This window comes from Labilibaculum filiforme, assembly GCF_002843315.1.
GTDB classification, from domain to species: domain Bacteria; phylum Bacteroidota; class Bacteroidia; order Bacteroidales; family Marinifilaceae; genus Labilibaculum; species Labilibaculum filiforme.
Window position 1 is genome coordinate 219,143 of the sequence record NZ_MVDD01000006.1, and the last position, 18,734, is coordinate 237,876.

Consider the following 18,734-nt stretch of genomic DNA (forward strand, 5'->3'; position numbering starts at 1 on the left):
ACAATGAGAGAAAATTTAAAATTGGCATTTGATGAATTTATGCACGTTGGCGTAGCCTTATTCTTTATTATTGCATTCGTTTCTATTCTTACCGGATTTATTAGGGCATACATTCCACAAGATAAATTGCAAAAACGATTAAGCACAACGGGTAAATTTAGTGGACTTATGGGTGCTTTACTTGGAATTCCAACTCCGTTTTGCAGTGCATCAATGGTTCCTGTATCTATGGGGATGCTTGAAATGGGAGCTCCTTTAGCAATGGTATTTTCATTTTTATTAGCCGCACCATTAGCAAACTTTGTGGTAGTAGCTTTTATTTTTGCTGTATTTGGATTGAAAGTTGCCACCATTTACTTTCTAATTGTATTTATCGGCGCTGTTGTTTTTGGAACCATTATCGGCAAAACATCCCTGATTAACCAAGTGAAAATAATTGGCTCTAAGTCAAAAGTGAAAGATTGTTCTGGTAAATCATCTAAAAATTACAATGGTAACACACCTGCCCCTTCATCGAATACAACAGCCTGTTCCGAATCGCCAATTTGTGTAGAGGCAAAACACATTCAAAACTCCTGTACAGGTATGCCAACAGTTTCAGCTTGCGCTGGCAGCGGTAGTACTTGTTTAAAAATTTCAGCAATTAAAAATGAAAAGGCAAGAGAAGCACTTGACTTTGCTTGGTCGCTATTTAAACGAATAATGCCCTATGTGCTTATTGGTGCAGTAATAAGTGCAATATCGGTAGTTTTTGTTCCTGATGCATTTGTTGAAAAATACCTAGGCAACGATAATCCTTTAGCGATATTTTTAGCTGCCATTATTGGTGTACCTTTATATCTTCGCATTGAAATGGCTATTCCCTTATTAAGTGTATTAATAGGAAAAGGAATGAGCATGGGTGCCGCTATGGCTTTATTAATTGGAGGAACCGGAGCTAGTTTACCCGAAATAGCAATAATTTCGTCGATGTTAAAACCTAAAGCAGTGGCCGCATTTGTTGGCTCCATTGTGGCAATAGCAATTATTGGTGGTTTTATATTCTACTTTCTATTTTAATCCTCTTACTTTAGGTCCCGAATTTTGGGATAAAAGATCTAAAGTTCTACACTTATTAAAATCATTAGTGCTCGGTACAAGATTTATTGTCCCGGGCATTTTCTATTTAAACTTTGTTCAACCTAAGGCTTTTCAGCTAATTGAAGAACAGGTTTTGCATTGGAGAGAACTTCAAAAACATTAAACCACTGCATTTACTAATGATAATAGGTACAATTTTAGAATTATCCAGGTATCATCGCATTTTAACAGCTACAAATTTTACCAATTTCAAACAGCAATACAAGCCATTCACGTTATTCTTACTATTGATTTAGAGAAATTGACGAGCTTACAGAAAACGAAACATTCACAGTATGTCTGTTCTCGATATCGTTTCGCTTAATACGCGGCTATTTGCCTTTAATGGATGTTTTCAAAAAACAAAAAAGCGCTTAAGTGCATGACTTTAAGTGCTTTTGTTTTTATTTAACAGTTAAGAAGTGCCCAGAAAAAGACTCGAACTTTCACGACCATACGGCCACCAGCCCCTCAAGCTGACGCGTCTACCAATTCCGCCACCTGGGCAAGGCTAGCAAAAGTAACAAAAATGTGACAAAAGCAAAACGAATCCCTCCATTCCTAAAATTTATTAATAAAATAGTACTGGCTTTGTTTCTTATTCTTTGGAGATGCAATTCATTTTCTATCTTTGCCACAAATTAGTACAGAACAGATGGCAGAAAATAAAAAAGATTACTCCTACTTAGATAAATGGGCAGTTCAACCTGAAAAATGGCTGGAATTAGATCAAAATGAATTTCAGGTAATGACATTCAGAACTTGTTTTTTATATGGCGTAAGTCAGAATAAAAAAATGATTCCTGTTCTTTTTCAAATCTACGAACACCTTCAAACCATCACCAATACTGAACAAAGAGTAAAACTTTTAACTGCTTTAAGTGCTACCATCCGAAAAAGCAAACCAAAAGCAATCATGGCATTATTCCCTTTCATTCAGGTGGAAGAGGAAGGAGAAGTAATAAGAGCCGCAAGTCAGTTTTTTGTGAATTTGTCCGTTTTAAGCAATAAAGAATTCAAATCTGGAGCCTCAATTTTATTGGAATTGGTAAAAGATGCTCCTGAAGATCGTAAATCTGCCTACCTGCTTCTTGGTCTTCTAGATATCAACAACAAAAAAGTGGACCAACTCGTAAGTCCTTTTAAATCAATTATTGGCAACGAAGTAAAGAGCATTTTACACAACAACGGAATCACCCTTTAAATCTACTTTTAGCTGTACATAGAGGAATATTTTCCTCTCATCAAATACAACTATCTATATTTTTGCATTTTTTAACAGACTATTTGTGTCGTGTGAGATATATTTTTAATAGATTTGAATAATTAAAAATAGATTCGGATATTATAGTATCTATTGTAAAACGAAATTATTCAAACACATGAGAAAAATAGCCCAATTAACATTTCTATTGGTCTGCATCACCATTTTAAGTACTGCAAACTCAATAGCACAAAGTAGTTTAGAAGAGGCACTGCAAAAAGCCAAAACAGAAAACAAATATGTATTTGTAAACTTCTCGGGATCGGATTGGTGCAGATCGTGTATTCTGCTTAAAAAAACAATATTAAATACCGAGGAATTTAAAAAATTCGCTTCCGAAAAATTAGTCATTCTGGATGTCGACTTCCCAAGATTAAAAAAGAACAGCTTGTCCGACGAGCAGACAGCTGTTAATGAGAAACTAGCTGCAAAATACAATTCCAATGGTCAGTTCCCTACCATACTCCTACTCGATTCGAATGCGAAAGTAATGGGGAAAACGGGATACAAAAAAGTTTCTCCGAAAGATTATGTGAGTCATATTCAATCTATTATAGCACAATAAGCATGAAACAACTTGGCCTATTGATCGCTTTATTAACAAGCTTCCTGTCTGCCACAAGCAGTCAGAATAACCAATCGTACACCGAAGTACTACTGTTAATGGGATCGCGATTTGAGATTACTGCAGTAGCTACTAATGAAAATCAAGCCAAACTTGCCATAACTGCCGGAATTGAAGAAATTAAACGAATCGAACGATTAATCTCCTCGTGGGATGCCAAATCACAAACCAGTAAAATAATTGCTAATGCCGGAATACAAGCGGTAGAAGTGGATCAAGAACTTTTCAACCTAATTCGGCGTTCCATTAAAATATCGAATCTTACTCATGGTGCTTTTGATATTAGTTACGCTTCGATGGATAAAATCTGGAAATTTGACGGCAGTATGAAAAGCATGCCCGATTCTGCTTCTGTTGCTGCTTCGGTTTCCCAAATCAACTATAAAAACATTATTCTTGATGAAGAAAAACACAGCGTATTTTTGAAAAACCCTGGAATGAAAATAGGTTTTGGAGCCATCGGAAAAGGATATGCGGCGAATAAAGCTCTCGATTTAATGGCTAAAATGAATCTGGACGGAGCACTGGTAAACGCATCGGGCGATTTAATTAGTTGGGGAAAAGACCAAGGAGGAAAAGATTGGAAAATTGGCATCTCCAACCCAAAAAATAAAAGCCAGATTTATTCCTGGTTAACAATTGGAGAAACTGCCGTTGTTACCTCCGGAAACTATGAGAATTTTGTAGAATTTAATGGTATAAAATACAGTCACATTATCGATCCTAGAACTGGATATCCGGTAAAAGGATTGAGTAGCGTAACCGTAATTTGTCCCAATGCCGAACTAGCAGATGCTTTGGCAACCTCTGTTTTCGTTTTAGGAAAAGACAAAGGTTTAGAATTAATCAATCATTTAAATGGCATTGAGTGCATTCTGGTTACCGATGAACAGGAGCTAATTACTTCCTCTAACCTAAAACTGGAATATCACGATACAAAAAAGAATTAACTATTAATTACAAATTGGAGAAACCAATGAAAAAGAAAATCAACTTACTCATCCTGGGTTTATTTGCAATACTGGCAATGAACAGTTGCGTTTCCGTTGCAGCTTATCAAAAAACCTATTTAAACGATGAAGAAATGGCACTTCAGGCCAAAAAACTAGAAGTTTATGAATCTAATTTCCAAGCCTACCGCGAAGGAGCTGCAGGCGCTAATGGTGGAAAATCAGGAGGAGGATGCGGATGCAACTAAAAACTATTTTATCCCTAAGCATATTCTTATCGGCAGCATTTGCAGTAAATGCTCAAACTGATAAAAACAGCATCGACGACAAACAGGAAGAGAGTCGTAAAAAAGTAAAATCATCGGAAGAGTATCAGGAAACAGAAGTAAATTTCTTGCTGAATTACTACGAACAGGATGGAGATCATTCGCCGGTAACAGGCGGACAAGGCACCGAAGAATTAACCAATGTAGCTCCTAGCTTTGTGGTACATATCCCAATGGATTCTTTATCGAGTCTCGATTTGAATTTTGGTATTGATATCTACTCTTCGGCTTCCACCGATAATATCGATTACTTCGATACACATAAAACTTCTGCTTCGAGCAAAGACGCAAGAGCTCATATTAATGCATCCTACTCGCACCAGTTAATGAATTCGGGCAATGCATACAGTGTTCTTGCCGGATTTTCACAAGAATACGATGTTAGTTCCTATCATGCAGGAGGTTCCTATACCTTCAATTCTAAAGATCAGAACCGATCTCTTAGTCTTAGTGGAGTGTATATGAGTGATAAATGGGATCTTCTTTATCCAACCGAATTAAGAGGCAACTCCAACGAAACACTAAAAGATGATACTCGAACTACTCTCACCTTTGGTGTAACGTATTCTCAGGTTATTAATAAGCGTTTACAAGCTTTATTTTCGGCCGAAATGGTATCGCAAAGCGGATTGTTATCAACTCCTTTTCACCGGGTATTTTTTGATGATGCTTTTTCTTTTGCAGCAAACAAAACAGAATTAGCCAGCAGAAGCCATATCGAACGACTGGATGATAGTAGAATTAAAATTCCAGTATCCTTGAGAGTAAATTACTATTTAAGCGATTTTATTCGATTAAAAACCTTTTACCGATACTATTCGGATAGCTGGGGAATTTCGGCACATACAGCAAGCTTAGAGTTACCAATGATGGTGAGTCCCTCCTTTATTGTTTCTCCATTTGTGAGGTATCACACACAAACTGCTGCCGATGATTTTTATGAATTTGGACAAGCTAGTTCCTCTTCTGAATTTTATACCTCCGATTACGATTTATCCGATTTTAATAGTGTGAAAGTTGGTGTGGGATTCCAGTATTCGCCGGTAATGGGAATCAGCAACTTTAAATCTCCTTTACGGAAAAATAAAGTAGCTCAATTAAAAAGCATTGGCTTGCGAACTGCCTACTACGACCGCAGCGATGGTCTTAACGCCTGGTTAGTAAGTCTTGATTTTGGATTTACATTCTAATAACATTCCTATAATAACAGTACATGGGTTGCTAATTATGGCAACCCATTTTTTATATAAAATAGGATCAAATTATAAAGCACAAAAAAAACTGTTCCATGTAAATGAAACAGTTTTAGCTGAGCGAGAAACGAGACTCAAACTCGCGACCCCAACCTTGGCAAGGTTGTGCTCTATCAACTGAGCTATTCTCGCATTTTCCTTTTTGCAAAACTCTAATTATTGAATAAAAGGATAACATCAATAATTCCTGGAGCGAGAAACGAGACTCAAACTCGCGACCCCAACCTTGGCAAGGTTGTGCTCTATCAACTGAGCTATTCTCGCATATAATCGAGTTGTGCTCTAACTCCCGAAAGCTTTCGGAATGAGCTATTCTCGCATTAAAAAGAACAATTGTTCTTGACTTCTGCGATGCAAATATAGATATTCCAACGCTTCTAACAAGTGGTTTTCTAAAAAAAATATCAAAAAAATCATCGCATTAAGGCTAAAAAACTGACTATTTGAGCAAAAGAATAGAGGAAACTGTAAAAACAATCTCCTCTATTCCTTATTGCTTGCCTTTTTTAAAGGCTATAATTTATCTTTTAAAAATTGATTGAACCGATTATACAAGTGCAATCTTGTTTTTCCACCATATATACTATGATTTCGATTGGTATATATTTGCATTTCGAATTGCTTATTGGCCTGAACCAAACGTTCCGACAATTCGTAAGTATTCTGAATATGCACATTATCATCTGCCGTGCCATGACAAAGCAGAAGCGCTCCTTTTAATTTATCGACATGATTAATAGGCGAGTTATCGTCGTAGCCTTTTGCATTTTCCTGTGGAGTTCTCATAAATCTCTCGGTATATACCGAATCGTAATACCTCCAATTGGTAACCGGCGCAACAGCAATTGCCGCAGCAAACACATCGCTCCCTTTCTCTAAACAGAGTGTTGACATGAATCCACCATAACTCCATCCCCAAATTGCAATTCTATTTTCGTCAATAAAACTCTCCTTGGCAAGGCTTCGCGCTGCCGCGATTTGATCATCAGATTCTAGTCGTCCCAATTGCATGTAGGTGCACTTGCGAAATAATTGTCCTCTGGCACCCGTTCCTCGTGGATCCACACAAACAACAATATATCCTTCCTGAGCCAAATATTGATACCAATCAAAACTCCACGAATTCTCAACACTTTGCGAATTTGGACCGCTATACTGAGTCATCACAACAGGGTATTTTTTACTTGGATCAAAATTAAACGGCTTAATCATCCAGGCATTTAACATGGTCATTCCATCGGCGGCAGGAAGCATCGTGAATTCTTTGGGAGTATATTGATATCCCTTTAATTTAGCAACCAATTTTTCGTTATTTTCCAACACACGAATTAACTTCCCTTTACTACTATACAAACTAACCGTAGTGGGTTGAGTTACACTCGAAAAATAATTGATATAGTACTTAAACCCATTGCTGAAAACCGTGCTATTTGTTCCCTTATCAGGAGTAAGCAATTTTTTAGAGCTTCCATTTAATTTCACCGAATAAACATTTCTATCCATTGGCGACACCTCTGCAGATTGGTAGTAGCAAACCTGATTTTCTTCATCGAAGCCTAAAAATTCGGTAACATCCCAATCTCCTTTTGTAATTTGCTGTACCGACTTTCCGGTTGCCATATCATACAGATACAAATGATTAAAGCCATCCTTCTCGTCCAAGTAAATAAAATGCTTCCCATCTTTTAAATAGGTTAACTTATCAAAGTTACCTTCCTCCACGTAATATTTATTCTCTTGAGTAAATAGTACATTCGAACTGCCAGTTCGCGCATTTGCAAGTAAAAATTCCAATTTATTCTGATGACGATTCAAACGATAAATGCTTAGCATTTTCGGATCTTGAGTCCATTTAATACGAGGAATATACTGATCCTTCTCCTCGCCAACATCCATTCTTTTTGTAATTCTATCCTCTACATTATATACAAACACCTCTACAGTAGAATTCTTCTCTCCCGCTTTTGGATATTTATAAGTATAGTTTTCGGGATACAAAGCATTTTCATTTACCTGAGGATATAAGCCTTCGAACTTATTCATATTGAATAACTTCACATCGCTTTCATTAAACTTCATATAAGCCAGAAAATCGCTATCGGGCGACCATGCAAAAGCTTTATTAAATTCAAACTCCTCCTCGTAAACCCAATCAGGTGTTCCATTTTGAATCTTATTCCATTCTCCATCTTTTGTAATTCTAATTTCAGAACCAAACAAAACGTTATGAATAAATAGGTTGTTATCTCTTACAAAAGCAATACGATTACCATTTGGCGAGAAAGTAGCCAATCGTTGCTTTCCATTTTTCGATAAAGGAACCAACTCAGTGTTTTTAAACGAAAAAACGTAATAATCTGCAGTGAAAGAACGTCGATAAATTCGCTCTGGATTAGTCATTAACAGAATGCGACTTTCATCTGCACTAAATTCATACTGATTAATGCATTTTATTTCCACCTCTTTCATCTTGCTTAAATCCAACAAAACCTCTACAAGTTTACCGGTAGCATAACTGTACTTTACAATTTTGGTTCCGCCTTCTTCTAGTGTGGTATAATGAACGCCATCATTCATCGATAGTAATCCTTGAACAGATTCCTGACGAAACGTGCCATTAAGCATCAAATCCTCCATGCTTATCTTATGATTTTCCGTCTGCGAAAAAGACAAAAATCCAAAACACATAAAAATGCAGAAAGTAAATATCTGTCGACTCCTCTTCATAATTTTAAAATTTATTTTGAATATAGTATTGGTTGTTTTTAATTACTCAAAGATTCTATTTTTTTACAGAAAAGAAAAATTACTTCGCTACTAATTATAATCTCCTAGCCATCTCGGCTTTAATTCAAACTACTTTTTTTCGCACTTCATTCAGATCTATAGGTAAAAACAGATCTCCATTTAGAAAGCAAACCAAGCATTTTTTAACATTATTCTATTTTTTTCGAAATATTGACAGGCAAATCCACCTGAAAATTAGGCAGAAAGTTATATCTTTGACGATTCTATTAGAAAACGATTATTTAAAATTATACAATGATTAAAATTACATTTCCTGATAATTCTGTAAAAGAATTTGAAGCGGGGATTTCTGGCCTTGGTATTGCTAGAAGTCTTAGTAATAGTCTTGCCAAAGAAGTTTTATCTATCACTGTAAATGGTGAAATTTGGGATATCTCTCGTCCAATCAACGAAGATTCCAACATCAAACTACATACTTGGGATGATGCTGAAGGCAAATATGCATTTTGGCACAGTTCAGCTCACCTTATGGCTGAAGCACTTGAGGCCTTATATCCTGGAGTGAAATTTGGTATTGGTCCGGCTATTGAAATGGGCTTTTACTACGATGTTGATTTAGGAAATGATACGGTTCTTTCCGATAAAGACCTTCCTAAAATCGAACAAAAAATGCTCGAACTTGCTCGAAACAAGAGCGAATATCAACGTACCGATGTCACTAAAGAAGAAGCCCTTCAATTTTTCGCCGATAAAAACGAAGAATACAAAATTGAGCTAATCAACGATTTAGAAGACGGTACCATAAGCTTTTACAAACAAGGTGATTTTACCGATTTATGTAGAGGCCCTCACTTACCGAACACAAGCTATATTAAGGCAATTAAATTAAACTCAATTGCTGGAGCTTACTGGAGAGGTGACGAAAAACGACCTCAACTTACCCGTATTTACGGAATTACTTTCCCAAAAAAGAAATTCTTAGATGAATATGTAGTAATGATGGAAGAGGCGAAAAAACGCGACCACAGAAAATTGGGGAAAGAAATGGAATTATTCACTTTCTCTCAGAATGTTGGTCAGGGAATGCCATTGTGGTTGCCAAAAGGAGCTCAGTTGCGCGAAAGTTTAGAAACCTTTCTGAAACGTGTTCAGAAAAAATTTGGCTACGAGCAGGTTATCACTCCACACATTGGAAATATTAACTTGTATAAAACTTCGGGACACTACGAAAAATATGGTGCAGATTCATTTCAGGCAATTCAAACTCCTCAGGAAGGAGAAGAATATTTACTGAAACCAATGAACTGCCCTCATCATTGCGAAATTTACAAATTCAAACCTCGTTCCTACAAAGATCTACCTATTCGTTATGCTGAATTTGGTACTGTTTATAGATACGAGCAAAGTGGTGAGCTACATGGTTTAACCCGTGTAAGAAGTTTTACTCAAGATGATGCCCATTTATTCTGTACTCCAGATCAATTGAAAGATGAGTTCAAAAAGGTAATCGATATTATTTTCATTATCTTTAAAGCGCTCGACTTTACCGAATATACTGCTCAAATATCTTTACGCGATAAAGTAAATCGTGAAAAATATATTGGCAACGATGAAAACTGGGACAAAGCAGAGCAAGCGATTATCGAAGCGGCAGAAGAAAAAGGTTTAAATACCGTTGTTGAATACGGCGAAGCTGCATTTTACGGTCCTAAACTCGATTTCATGATCAAAGATGCTATTGGTCGTAAATGGCAGTTGGGAACAATACAAGTAGATTACAACTTACCAGAACGTTTCGAATTGGAGTATGTTGGTAGTGATAATCAAAAACATCGACCAATCATGATTCACAGAGCCCCATTTGGTTCTATGGAACGATTTGTTGCCGTATTGCTGGAACATACTGGTGGTAAATTTCCTTTATGGCTAACACCTGAACAGGTTGTGATTATGCCAATTAGCGAAAAATACAACGATTATGCCCAAAAAGTTTTAAATTCGTTAAATAATTCCGATATTCGCGCCGTATTAGATGATCGCAACGAGAAGATCGGACGAAAAATCCGTGATAGCGAGTTGAAAAAGACCCCATACCTTATTATTGTAGGTGAAAAAGAAGCTACCGATGGTACTGTATCTGTTCGCAGACAAGGAGAAGGAGATTTGGGATCTCAGAGCATTCAGGAATTTACAGATTTTATAAATAAAGAAGTAGAAGATCAATTGTCTTCTATTGAAAAGTACTAACTTAATTAGGAGGACCTAGACATAGCTGGATTTCACCATAAAAACAACAGGGGGCCAAGAAAACCTCAAGAAGCTCTACACAAAATTAATAAATTAATTAGGGCACGTAGCGTTCGCGTTGTTGGAGAGAACGTAGAACCAGGAGTTTATTCTATTTCTGAAGCATTAAAACTTGCCGAAGATCAAGAATTAGACTTAATTGAAATTTCACCGAATGCCGATCCGCCAGTTTGTAAAATCTCTGATTACCAAAAGTATCTTTATCAGCAGAAAAAGAAACAAAAGGAGCTAAAGGCAAAAACGGTTAAAGTGGTTGTAAAAGAGATTCGTTTCGGTCCAAATACCGACGAACACGATTACAATTTCAAACTAAAACATGCCGAAAAGTTCTTGAACGAAGGATCTAAAGTGAAAGCTTATGTTTTCTTTAAAGGACGTTCGATTCTTTTTAAAGACAAAGGTGAAATTCTTTTATTAAGGTTCGCTCAGGATCTTGAAGAACTTGGTAAGGTTGAACAACTTCCTAGATTAGAAGGAAAACGTATGACCATGTTTTTAACACCAAAGAAAAAGTAAAGTAATTTATATATAATCAATAATTTGTTGTACAATGCCTAAGATGAAAACAAATTGCAGCGCAAAGAAAAGATTTACTTTGACTGCATCTGGAAAAATCAAAAGAAAGCACGCTTTTAAAAGTCATATTCTGACCAAAAAGAGCACAAAAAGAAAGAGAAATCTTACTTATTTTGGTTCTGTAAATAAAGCAGATCAGAAAAACGTTAAGTTGATGCTTAACATGTTGTAGAAATCAGTATTTGATTTTTAAAGTTTATTAACCGGGTGATTTAGCAAAAAAAAGAGTCCTTAAATGGAACGCTAACATTCTAAAAACAGAAACAATGCCTAGATCAGTAAATTCTGTAGCTTCAAGAGCTAGAAGAAAAAAGATTTTAAAAGAAACCAGAGGTAACTTTGGAGCAAGAGCTAACGTTTGGACGGTAGCAAAGAATACATGGGAAAAAGGTTTGCAATATGCTTACCGTGATAGAAAAAAGAAGAAATCAAACTTCAGAGCATTGTGGATTCAGCGTATTAATGCTGCTGCCAGACTGGAAGGTTTGTCGTATTCACAATTAATCGGTTTGATGCACAAAGCTAACATCGAAATTAACCGTAAGGTTTTAGCTGATTTAGCAATGAATCATCCTGAAGCATTTAAAGCTGTTGTTGGAAAAGCACAAACAGCTAAATAATACTATAAATTATTTACTTTAGAACGGGATTGTTTACTACAATCCCGTTTTTTTTGTTTATCTCCCAAATCCAAATACTTAATGGGTGCTTTCTACAACTTATCGAAAAAGCCTTCCCATATTAGACAATAATCGGCTTTAGGTAGCTTAATTATGCCTTGGATTTATTATTTTTGGACTTGTATAATACGAGGAAGACTATTAACCATATCAGTTCCTCAAAAAAACCACCTATGAGAATAGCATTAATTGGTTACGGAAAAATGGGCAAAGAAATTGAACAAGTTGCTCTTAGCCGAGGCCATCAAATTGGATTAATTATTGATCAAGAAAATCAGATGGATCTGTGTTCCGACAAACTCAAAAATATAGATGTTGCCATTGAATTTACAAATCCAAATTCCGCATTTCAAAACTATCAAATTTGTTTTGAGGCTAATGTCCCGGTAGTATCCGGAACAACCGGATGGTTGGATAAAATTGAATTAGTGAAAGAGAAATGCAAACAAGGAAAAGGATTTTTTTACGCATCGAATTTTAGTTTAGGAGTAAACTTATTTTTCGAACTAAATAAGAAACTTGCAAGCCTAATGGCTCCTTTCAACGAATACAATGCCGATTTAGAAGAAATTCATCACATCCATAAGTTAGATTCGCCAAGCGGAACCGCAATTACTTTGGCAGAAGGGATCATTGAAAATCATCCTAAAAAAACAAAGTGGATTGAAGCTGCCAGTTTAAAAGAAGAGGAGCTAAGTATTTTTGCCAAACGTCATGGTTCTGTTCCTGGAACCCATTCCATTACCTGGCATTCCGAAGTAGATGAAATAAGTATTCAACACTTGGCCTACAGCCGAAAAGGCTTTGCTCTGGGTGCCGTTTTAGCAGCAGAATTTATGCCTGCAAAACAAGGCTTTTTTGGAATGAAAGATCTTTTAAAGTTGTAGTGCCAACTTAGAACAATAAAAAATTAAATAATCATTTAAAAAAAATTGAATGAGCAGTATACTAAGAAACAAATGGTTTAAATTTTCAGTCGCTCTCATCATCTGTCTGATGATGATTGTTTGGATTGGTAACTATTGGCTAATTTTAGGCCTTCCCATCCTTTTTGATGTGTATATCAGTAAAAAAGTACATTGGGCTTTCTGGAAAAAAAGAGGCGTTGCAAAACAAAGTGCAACCGTAGAATGGATAGATGCCATTATTTTTGCAATAGTTGCTGCTACCATTATTCGAATGTTCTTCATCGAAGCTTACACAATTCCTACTTCATCCATGGAAAAATCTTTGCTAGTAGGAGATTATCTTTTTGTAAGTAAAGTTGCCTATGGTCCTAAAATACCAAACACACCACTATCCTTCCCTTTTGCGCATCACACAATGCCTTTAACCAAATCAACAAAATCGTATTTGGAATGGATTAATTGGCCATACAAACGTCTTGCCGGCATCAGCGAAGTAAAAAGAAACGATGTGGTGGTATTTAATTTCCCTGCTGGGGATACTATTATCGTTGGAAGAGAAAACCCTGATTATTATACCAACCTAAGAGGCTTAGGAGATCAATTCATGTCTGATGACATGAAAAAAGGAAGAGCTCTTCAACCTGAGCAAAACTATATTAGTATGGCTCGAAAATACCTTGCCCAAAACACCGAAATAGCTTCCAGACCAGTAGATAAAAGGGAAAACTACATTAAACGATGCGTTGGAATGCCTGGAGATACACTATTATGTGTTGATGGGGAATTGTATGTAAATGGAAAACCTCAGGATAAGATTGAGGAGATGCAATACAACTATGTGGTTCGCACCAATGGAACTCCTATCAATCCAAGAAAACTAGAAGAACTAAACATTGCAAAAGCGGATATTGACCACAGAGGTTCTGATTACAACCTACCGCTTACACTAGGTAAAGTGGAAGCCTTAAAAAAATTAAACAATGTGGTTTCTATTATCAGACGAAATTCTACTTTAGGAATATCTGAGGATGTTTTCCCTTTTAGTGATCATTTTACCTGGAACCGAGATAATTTCGGTCCATTGGTGATTCCTAAAAAAGGAGTTAGCGTAAAACTAAACTTAGAAACGCTTCCTTTGTACGAAAGAGCTATTAATGCTTATGAGGAGAACGATTTAAAAGTTAAGGATTCTACCATTTATATTAATGGTGAAATTGCAACAGAATTTACTTTTAAAATGGACTATTATTGGATGATGGGTGATAACAGACACATGTCGGCAGATTCAAGATATTGGGGCTATGTTCCTGAAGATCACATCGTAGGGAAAGCTTCATTTATCTGGTTATCTCTTGATAAAGATAAAAGTGCTTTTAGCAAGATTAGATGGAATCGAGTTTTTAAGTGGATTCACTAACAACAATAGATTGTTAGATTTTAGATGTAAGCTATAAAGTTACTTTAAACTACAATCTCTAAGCTCTTTAAGTCGAAAGTACAATTTCATAGTAGTTCTGATAATCAAATAATTACAGAACTTTCATAACCAATTGACCAATAGACTCGCAAATTGCATAAAAGACACCTCCGGCGGTGTCTTTTTTTATGCCTTATTTTTCTATTTTTGTATTTTCATAACAAGTGCTTCCAAATAAACATGAATAATACAAAAGTCTTACTCGCAACCTCTTTTTTTGCACCCATTCAATACTATTGCAAATTAATTCAATACCCCGAAATTGTAATTGAACAATGGGAGCATTATTCAAAGCAATCGTACCGCAACCGCTGTAATATTTATGGGGCAAATGGAGTTTTACCACTGTCTATTCCTGTAGTAAAAGCCACCAATAAAAAAGTACTTACCAAAGATGTTAAAATATCTTACGATACAAATTGGCAAAAATTACACTGGAAAGGAATTGAAGCTGCTTATAAATCGTCCCCGTTCTACGAATATTATATCGATGATTTAGAACGATTTTTCACGCAAAAATGGGATTCGTTGCTGGAATATAACAATGAAATTCAGTCGGAGATATTCGGAATTCTTGAACTAGAACCAAATATTCAATTTACGAATGACTTTATTGAATTTGGAAGTCCAGAATTCGATGATTTCCGGGAAATTATACACCCTAAAAGTTCGAAACAAGGCCCAGACAATACATTCAAAGCAAAAGCATATACTCAGGTTTTTGGCGACAAATATGGCTTTATAGAAAATCTTAGCATTTTAGATTTGATTTTCAACTTAGGACCAGACAGTCTAGATTATCTGGAATCTGTTCACTCGAACTTATAGTTGTTTCAAAATATCAGCCATAATCTGATCGTGATCGAAAGCAAGATCTGGTATCTTCTCCAGGTCTATCCACTTTGCTTGTTTTGCATCATCATCGCCCTTTACAATCGGAAGTTCATTAGAAACAATTGTTCCTGTATACACAACAGAAACGGTTCTTCCTCGAGGATCCCGGTTTACGGCACCATAAGTTTTAAACTGCTTTAAACCAAAACCAACAAAACCAGTCTCCTCTTTTAATTCGCGATAGGCTGCCACTTCTATATCCTCATCCATATCCACAAAACCCCCCGGAAATGCCCAACTATCCTGAAAAGGCGCATTCGCACGTTGAATTAGTAAAACATAGAGTTTGCTATCGAGTTTGCAAAAAACAGCACAATCGACAGTTAGTGCTGGTCGTGGATACTTATAGGTGTACATAGGAATATATAGAAACTAAATTCTTAAATAATTTACAGATTGATTATTCTTTTAATTACTCTCAACTTATGGGTATACAATTTTTTGTCTACATTAAAAATGCCTTGATGATCGACATTATCGATACGAACATTACCCGAAGCATGTATAATTTTATGTCGATCCCAAATAATACCAACATGAGTAATTCGACCCTCTTCATTATCGAAAAAAGCCAAATCTCCGGGCATTGCTTCCTCAACAAAAGTTAAAGTTTCTCCAATTAACACTTGCTGACTGGCATCTCTTGGCAAAACAATGCCATTTAATTTATAAACAATTTGAGTTAATCCCGAACAATCAATTCCATACGGAGTTCTTCCTCCCCACAAGTATGGAGAGTTGAAATATTTTAATGCACTTTCGATAATAGAATCGCGCAAGTGCTCGGCAGAAGAATTTTCGGAAACTTTGCCTTGATAAAAATAATTTTTATCGGCTATTTGAAACGATTTCTTCTCTAAATCGCAAAATGGAAAGGAACTACCAGGTACAATCAATTTATTTGAGTAATCCTGCTCCTGAAAAACCAGATTAAATGTATCATTAGCAACAACTTGCAACTCCTTATTTAAACTTTGAAAAAGGCTTGCATCAATTGTTGTAATCATCTTTGTATCCACCCAACCTTCGTAATTATCAAAAGCCAACCGAACTTTTGACCAATTCTCATTGGCTTCGAGAATCTCAAAATGCTCCCCAAACAATAATTGAGTTACCATTTCACTTCGTTCTGCCGGCTCTTTTCGGACAGGAATAATACTTAGATCTGAGATTCCATAATTCATTAATCGTTCTATTTTAACGTAAATATCAAATATAAAGAATTAAATTATGTTTTTACATTTGCTTTCGTAAAATTGCCTTTAAAATAAGTCTTCTAAAAGAAATGACGAATAGTTTTTCAGCACAAAATATTACATTATTTTTATAATCGGAATTTCGGCATAATCAACACTCACAAATACCAAGCAAAAATGAGTAAATACTTCAGGTGGATTCGACAGAATTTAAATAACATCTACAGGTTTTTGATCACATCAATGACCATAATTCTTATCACCTTATTGTTTCCTAATATTGGCAATTTTAAATACGAATACCAAAAAGGAAAACCATGGATGCACGAAACATTGATTGCGCCATTTGATTTTGCTCTTTTAAAAACAGACAGTGAGATTTCAAAAGAAAAAGATAGTATCTTAAATAAGTTTTATCCTTTTTACAAAAAGGATACTGCCGTAATTGCGGAAATAACCACTAAATTCAATACCAATTTTGATAAAAACTGGAACAATTTCACAAAATCTACTACCTATAAAAAACTAAATCATACCAATCAAACCACCAACAAGGAAAGCTTACGATTTAAAGAATATCTCCTTTTAAATTTGAATCAAATTTATGATTTTGGAATTGCTGATTTTCAAATTGAACAAAAAGAGTTAGGCTACAAGCGTCCCAATTTTATTAATAAATCAGTAAACAATCTTAACGAAATAGTTCCTATTGAAAATATTTATACTCCTAAAAGTGCTTACCAATTTATTTCGAAACAAGTAAAAGCAGATTTCCCCTCTCCTGCTTATCAAGGGTTTATTCAAGATTTAAATATAGACTCGTACCTACTTCCCAATCTATTTTATGATGCAAACATGTCGGAACAAGTTAAAGCCAACATGCTGTCTATGGTATCCCTTTCGAAAGGAATTATTGAATCGGGAACTCGAATAGTACTTGTTGGTGATATTATTGACGATCATACGTTTCTGGTGCTGGAATCACTAAAAAAAGACTATGAAAACATTCTAGGATCATCACAAAACCATTATCTGATTGTGATTGGACAATGTATGCTAATTATTTCCTGTATTCTTCTGCTGTTTCTATACCTTCGAAATTTTAGAAAACAGATCTTACACGATAATAAAAAACTACTTTTTATATTGCTGTTTGTACTACTATATGTTGCATTAACAATTCTTGTTCTTAAATTCACTATTGTTAACGTCTATCTAATTCCATTTGCTTTAATAACGATTGTTGTTAGAACCCTTATGGATAGTAGAACTGCTCTCTTTGTTTTTATTATTACCGTTTTACTTACTGGATATCTTGCCCCAAATGGTTTTGAATTTATATTCCTTCAACTTTCGGCTGGAATAATGGCCATTTATAGCTTACCAAGATTAGAGCGCCGTGGACAATTAGTTTTAACGGGAATCATCACCTTTTTAACCTATAGTGTAGTTTATTTTGCATTTGCTCTTACTCAGGAAACCAATATTGCAGCAATTAAATGGGAAAACTTTATATTTTTCGCAATAAATGGTCTGTTTTTAACATTTTCATACTCGCTGATCTACATTTTCGAAAAGCTGTTTGGTTTTCTTTCGGATGTTACTCTTATTGAATTATCGAATCAAAATCATCCTTTGCTACGTCAGTTATTGCAACACTCACCAGGTACTTTTCAACACTGTCTTCAGGTTGCCAATTTAGCCGAAGCTGCAATCAATAAAATTGGAGGAAATCCTTTATTAGTGCGTACTGGAGCTTTGTATCATGACATTGGGAAAATGAAACACCCCGCTTATTTTATTGAAAATCAATTAGGAAGCCAAAATCCACATGACAAACTGGATTTTGATAAAAGTGCTCAGATTATTACTGACCATGTTAAATTTGGAGTGAAAATTGCAAAAAAACACAAACTTCCTCAGTTAATTATTGATTTTATTGAGACGCATCATGGTGCCGGAAGAGTTCAATATTTCTATACCTCGTTTAAAAATAAGTATCCTGACAAGGAGATTGACGAAGAAAAATTTACTTATCCAGGTCCAGATCCATTCACAAAAGAAACCGCTGTTTTAATGATGGCCGATTCTGTAGAAGCATCCTCGAGAAGTTTAAAGGAAAAAACTCCTGAAAGTATCCGAAATCTTATCGATAAAATTATTGACAAACAAATTGCTGAAAATCGTTTTCAAAATGCTGATGTAACCTTTAAAAACATCAATCAAATTAAAGATATTTTCACCAAAGCGCTTATCAATGTGTATCATGCACGAATTGAATATCCTAAAGAAAATAAATAAAACCTGATCGTTATATTTTTACCAACAACTTGATTTCAATCTAGAATCGAAGCCTCGAAACTAGATTGAAATCAAGAAACTATAAAGCAATTCAACTTTACCAACTGCTT

At 35.4% G+C, this 18,734-nt stretch carries 17 protein-coding genes and 3 tRNA genes; 14 read left to right on the forward strand and 6 right to left on the reverse strand.

Translation table 11 applies throughout. The features are described 5' to 3' along the window. The first annotated feature begins 3 nt into the window (after positions 1–3). Positions 4–1,059, forward strand: a complete 1,056-nt coding sequence (locus tag BZG02_RS10415) for a permease (RefSeq protein ID WP_101261368.1) — start codon at positions 4–6, stop codon at positions 1,057–1,059. A 483-nt stretch (positions 1,060–1,542) separates the two neighbouring features. On the opposite strand, the gene BZG02_RS10425 is transcribed toward BZG02_RS10415, so the two are convergent. Further along, a tRNA-Leu gene (locus BZG02_RS10425) sits at positions 1,543–1,626 on the reverse strand. A gap of 148 nt (positions 1,627–1,774) precedes the next feature. Here BZG02_RS10425 and BZG02_RS10430 point away from each other — a divergent pair. The 5 genes from BZG02_RS10430 (at position 1,775) to BZG02_RS10450 (ending at position 5,474) form a co-directional block, all read left to right on the forward strand. Then, on the forward strand, positions 1,775–2,323 hold the full coding sequence (locus BZG02_RS10430; protein ID WP_101261370.1) for a hypothetical protein: 549 nt from the start codon (positions 1,775–1,777) through the stop codon (positions 2,321–2,323). 178 nt (positions 2,324–2,501) lie between these two features. Then, on the forward strand, positions 2,502–2,948 hold the full coding sequence (locus BZG02_RS10435; protein WP_101261371.1) for a thioredoxin family protein: 447 nt from the start codon (positions 2,502–2,504) through the stop codon (positions 2,946–2,948). Positions 2,949–2,950: 2 nt separating this feature from the next. Continuing rightward, positions 2,951–3,958, forward strand: a complete 1,008-nt coding sequence (locus tag BZG02_RS10440; protein WP_101261372.1) for an FAD:protein FMN transferase — start codon at positions 2,951–2,953, stop codon at positions 3,956–3,958. Between the two features lie 26 nt (positions 3,959–3,984). Next, on the forward strand, positions 3,985–4,206 hold the full coding sequence (locus BZG02_RS10445) for a DUF4266 domain-containing protein (protein ID WP_101261373.1): 222 nt from the start codon (positions 3,985–3,987) through the stop codon (positions 4,204–4,206). Further along, positions 4,191–5,474 carry a DUF3570 domain-containing protein gene (locus tag BZG02_RS10450; RefSeq protein ID WP_101261374.1) on the forward strand — a complete coding sequence of 428 codons (1,284 nt, stop codon included), beginning with the start codon at positions 4,191–4,193 and terminating at the stop codon, positions 5,472–5,474. Before BZG02_RS10445 ends, BZG02_RS10450 begins: the two co-directional genes overlap by 16 nt. 122 nt (positions 5,475–5,596) lie before the next feature. Here the strand turns inward: BZG02_RS10450 and BZG02_RS10455 are convergent. From BZG02_RS10455 to BZG02_RS10465, 3 genes are all read right to left on the reverse strand, one after another. After that, a tRNA-Gly gene (locus tag BZG02_RS10455) sits at positions 5,597–5,669 on the reverse strand. A 56-nt stretch (positions 5,670–5,725) separates the two neighbouring features. Next, a tRNA-Gly gene (locus BZG02_RS10460) sits at positions 5,726–5,801 on the reverse strand. A 249-nt stretch (positions 5,802–6,050) separates the two neighbouring features. Beyond that, positions 6,051–8,264, reverse strand: a complete 2,214-nt coding sequence (locus BZG02_RS10465) for a S9 family peptidase (protein WP_218972215.1) — start codon at positions 8,262–8,264, stop codon at positions 6,051–6,053. A 315-nt stretch (positions 8,265–8,579) separates the two neighbouring features. On the opposite strand from BZG02_RS10465, the gene thrS reads away from it, so the two are divergent. The 7 genes from thrS (at position 8,580) to BZG02_RS10500 (ending at position 15,061) form a co-directional block, all read left to right on the forward strand. Then, a complete protein-coding gene (thrS, locus tag BZG02_RS10470; protein WP_101261376.1) occupies positions 8,580–10,532 on the forward strand; it encodes a threonine--tRNA ligase in 1,953 nt (650 codons plus the stop codon). Between the two features lie 21 nt (positions 10,533–10,553). Beyond that, positions 10,554–11,108, forward strand: a complete 555-nt coding sequence (infC, locus tag BZG02_RS10475; RefSeq protein WP_101261377.1) for a translation initiation factor IF-3 — start codon at positions 10,554–10,556, stop codon at positions 11,106–11,108. 43 nt (positions 11,109–11,151) lie between these two features. After that, positions 11,152–11,340 carry a 50S ribosomal protein L35 gene (gene rpmI / locus BZG02_RS10480; protein WP_425432618.1) on the forward strand — a complete coding sequence of 63 codons (189 nt, stop codon included), beginning with the start codon at positions 11,152–11,154 and terminating at the stop codon, positions 11,338–11,340. A 94-nt stretch (positions 11,341–11,434) separates the two neighbouring features. Beyond that, positions 11,435–11,788 (forward strand): 50S ribosomal protein L20, encoded by a 354-nt coding sequence (gene rplT, locus BZG02_RS10485; protein WP_101261379.1) that lies wholly within the window; start codon positions 11,435–11,437, stop codon positions 11,786–11,788. A 233-nt stretch (positions 11,789–12,021) separates the two neighbouring features. Next, a complete protein-coding gene (gene dapB, locus BZG02_RS10490; RefSeq protein ID WP_101261380.1) occupies positions 12,022–12,735 on the forward strand; it encodes a 4-hydroxy-tetrahydrodipicolinate reductase in 714 nt (237 codons plus the stop codon). Between the two features lie 49 nt (positions 12,736–12,784). After that, a complete protein-coding gene (lepB, locus tag BZG02_RS10495) occupies positions 12,785–14,173 on the forward strand; it encodes a signal peptidase I (protein WP_101261381.1) in 1,389 nt (462 codons plus the stop codon). Between the two features lie 240 nt (positions 14,174–14,413). Continuing rightward, positions 14,414–15,061: a WbqC family protein gene (locus BZG02_RS10500; RefSeq protein WP_101261382.1), complete on the forward strand. Its 648-nt coding sequence runs from the start codon at positions 14,414–14,416 to the stop codon at positions 15,059–15,061. Here the strand turns inward: BZG02_RS10500 and BZG02_RS10505 are convergent. Together BZG02_RS10505 and BZG02_RS10510 are read right to left on the reverse strand one after the other, a co-directional pair. Then, positions 15,056–15,484 carry an NUDIX domain-containing protein gene (locus tag BZG02_RS10505; protein ID WP_101261383.1) on the reverse strand — a complete coding sequence of 143 codons (429 nt, stop codon included), beginning with the start codon at positions 15,482–15,484 and terminating at the stop codon, positions 15,056–15,058. The two genes, BZG02_RS10500 and BZG02_RS10505, sit on opposite strands and share 6 nt — an antisense overlap. Before the next feature lie 32 nt (positions 15,485–15,516). Continuing rightward, the gene (locus BZG02_RS10510; RefSeq protein WP_101261384.1) at positions 15,517–16,311 is read right to left on the reverse strand and encodes a C40 family peptidase; all 795 of its coding nucleotides are present in this window, start codon (positions 16,309–16,311) and stop codon (positions 15,517–15,519) included. Between the two features lie 189 nt (positions 16,312–16,500). Here BZG02_RS10510 and BZG02_RS10515 point away from each other — a divergent pair, with 189 nt between their 5' ends. Next, positions 16,501–18,624 carry an HD family phosphohydrolase gene (locus BZG02_RS10515; RefSeq protein ID WP_101261385.1) on the forward strand — a complete coding sequence of 708 codons (2,124 nt, stop codon included), beginning with the start codon at positions 16,501–16,503 and terminating at the stop codon, positions 18,622–18,624. The last annotated feature ends 110 nt before the right edge of the window (positions 18,625–18,734 follow it).

Coding starts and splice junctions, on each gene's coding strand:
- BZG02_RS10415 (WP_101261368.1), top strand. CDS start 4: ATGAGAGAAAATTTAAAATTGGCATTTGATGAATTTATGCACGTTGGC.
- BZG02_RS10430 (WP_101261370.1), top strand. CDS start 1,775: ATGGCAGAAAATAAAAAAGATTACTCCTACTTAGATAAATGGGCAGTT.
- BZG02_RS10435 (WP_101261371.1), top strand. CDS start 2,502: ATGAGAAAAATAGCCCAATTAACATTTCTATTGGTCTGCATCACCATT.
- BZG02_RS10440 (WP_101261372.1), top strand. CDS start 2,951: ATGAAACAACTTGGCCTATTGATCGCTTTATTAACAAGCTTCCTGTCT.
- BZG02_RS10445 (WP_101261373.1), top strand. CDS start 3,985: ATGAAAAAGAAAATCAACTTACTCATCCTGGGTTTATTTGCAATACTG.
- BZG02_RS10450 (WP_101261374.1), top strand. CDS start 4,191: ATGCGGATGCAACTAAAAACTATTTTATCCCTAAGCATATTCTTATCG.
- BZG02_RS10465 (WP_218972215.1), bottom strand. CDS start 8,264: ATGAAGAGGAGTCGACAGATATTTACTTTCTGCATTTTTATGTGTTTT.
- thrS (WP_101261376.1), top strand. CDS start 8,580: ATGATTAAAATTACATTTCCTGATAATTCTGTAAAAGAATTTGAAGCG.
- rpmI (WP_425432618.1), top strand. CDS start 11,152: ATGAAAACAAATTGCAGCGCAAAGAAAAGATTTACTTTGACTGCATCT.
- rplT (WP_101261379.1), top strand. CDS start 11,435: ATGCCTAGATCAGTAAATTCTGTAGCTTCAAGAGCTAGAAGAAAAAAG.
- dapB (WP_101261380.1), top strand. CDS start 12,022: ATGAGAATAGCATTAATTGGTTACGGAAAAATGGGCAAAGAAATTGAA.
- lepB (WP_101261381.1), top strand. CDS start 12,785: ATGAGCAGTATACTAAGAAACAAATGGTTTAAATTTTCAGTCGCTCTC.
- BZG02_RS10500 (WP_101261382.1), top strand. CDS start 14,414: ATGAATAATACAAAAGTCTTACTCGCAACCTCTTTTTTTGCACCCATT.
- BZG02_RS10505 (WP_101261383.1), bottom strand. CDS start 15,484: ATGTACACCTATAAGTATCCACGACCAGCACTAACTGTCGATTGTGCT.
- BZG02_RS10510 (WP_101261384.1), bottom strand. CDS start 16,311: ATGAATTATGGAATCTCAGATCTAAGTATTATTCCTGTCCGAAAAGAG.
- BZG02_RS10515 (WP_101261385.1), top strand. CDS start 16,501: ATGAGTAAATACTTCAGGTGGATTCGACAGAATTTAAATAACATCTAC.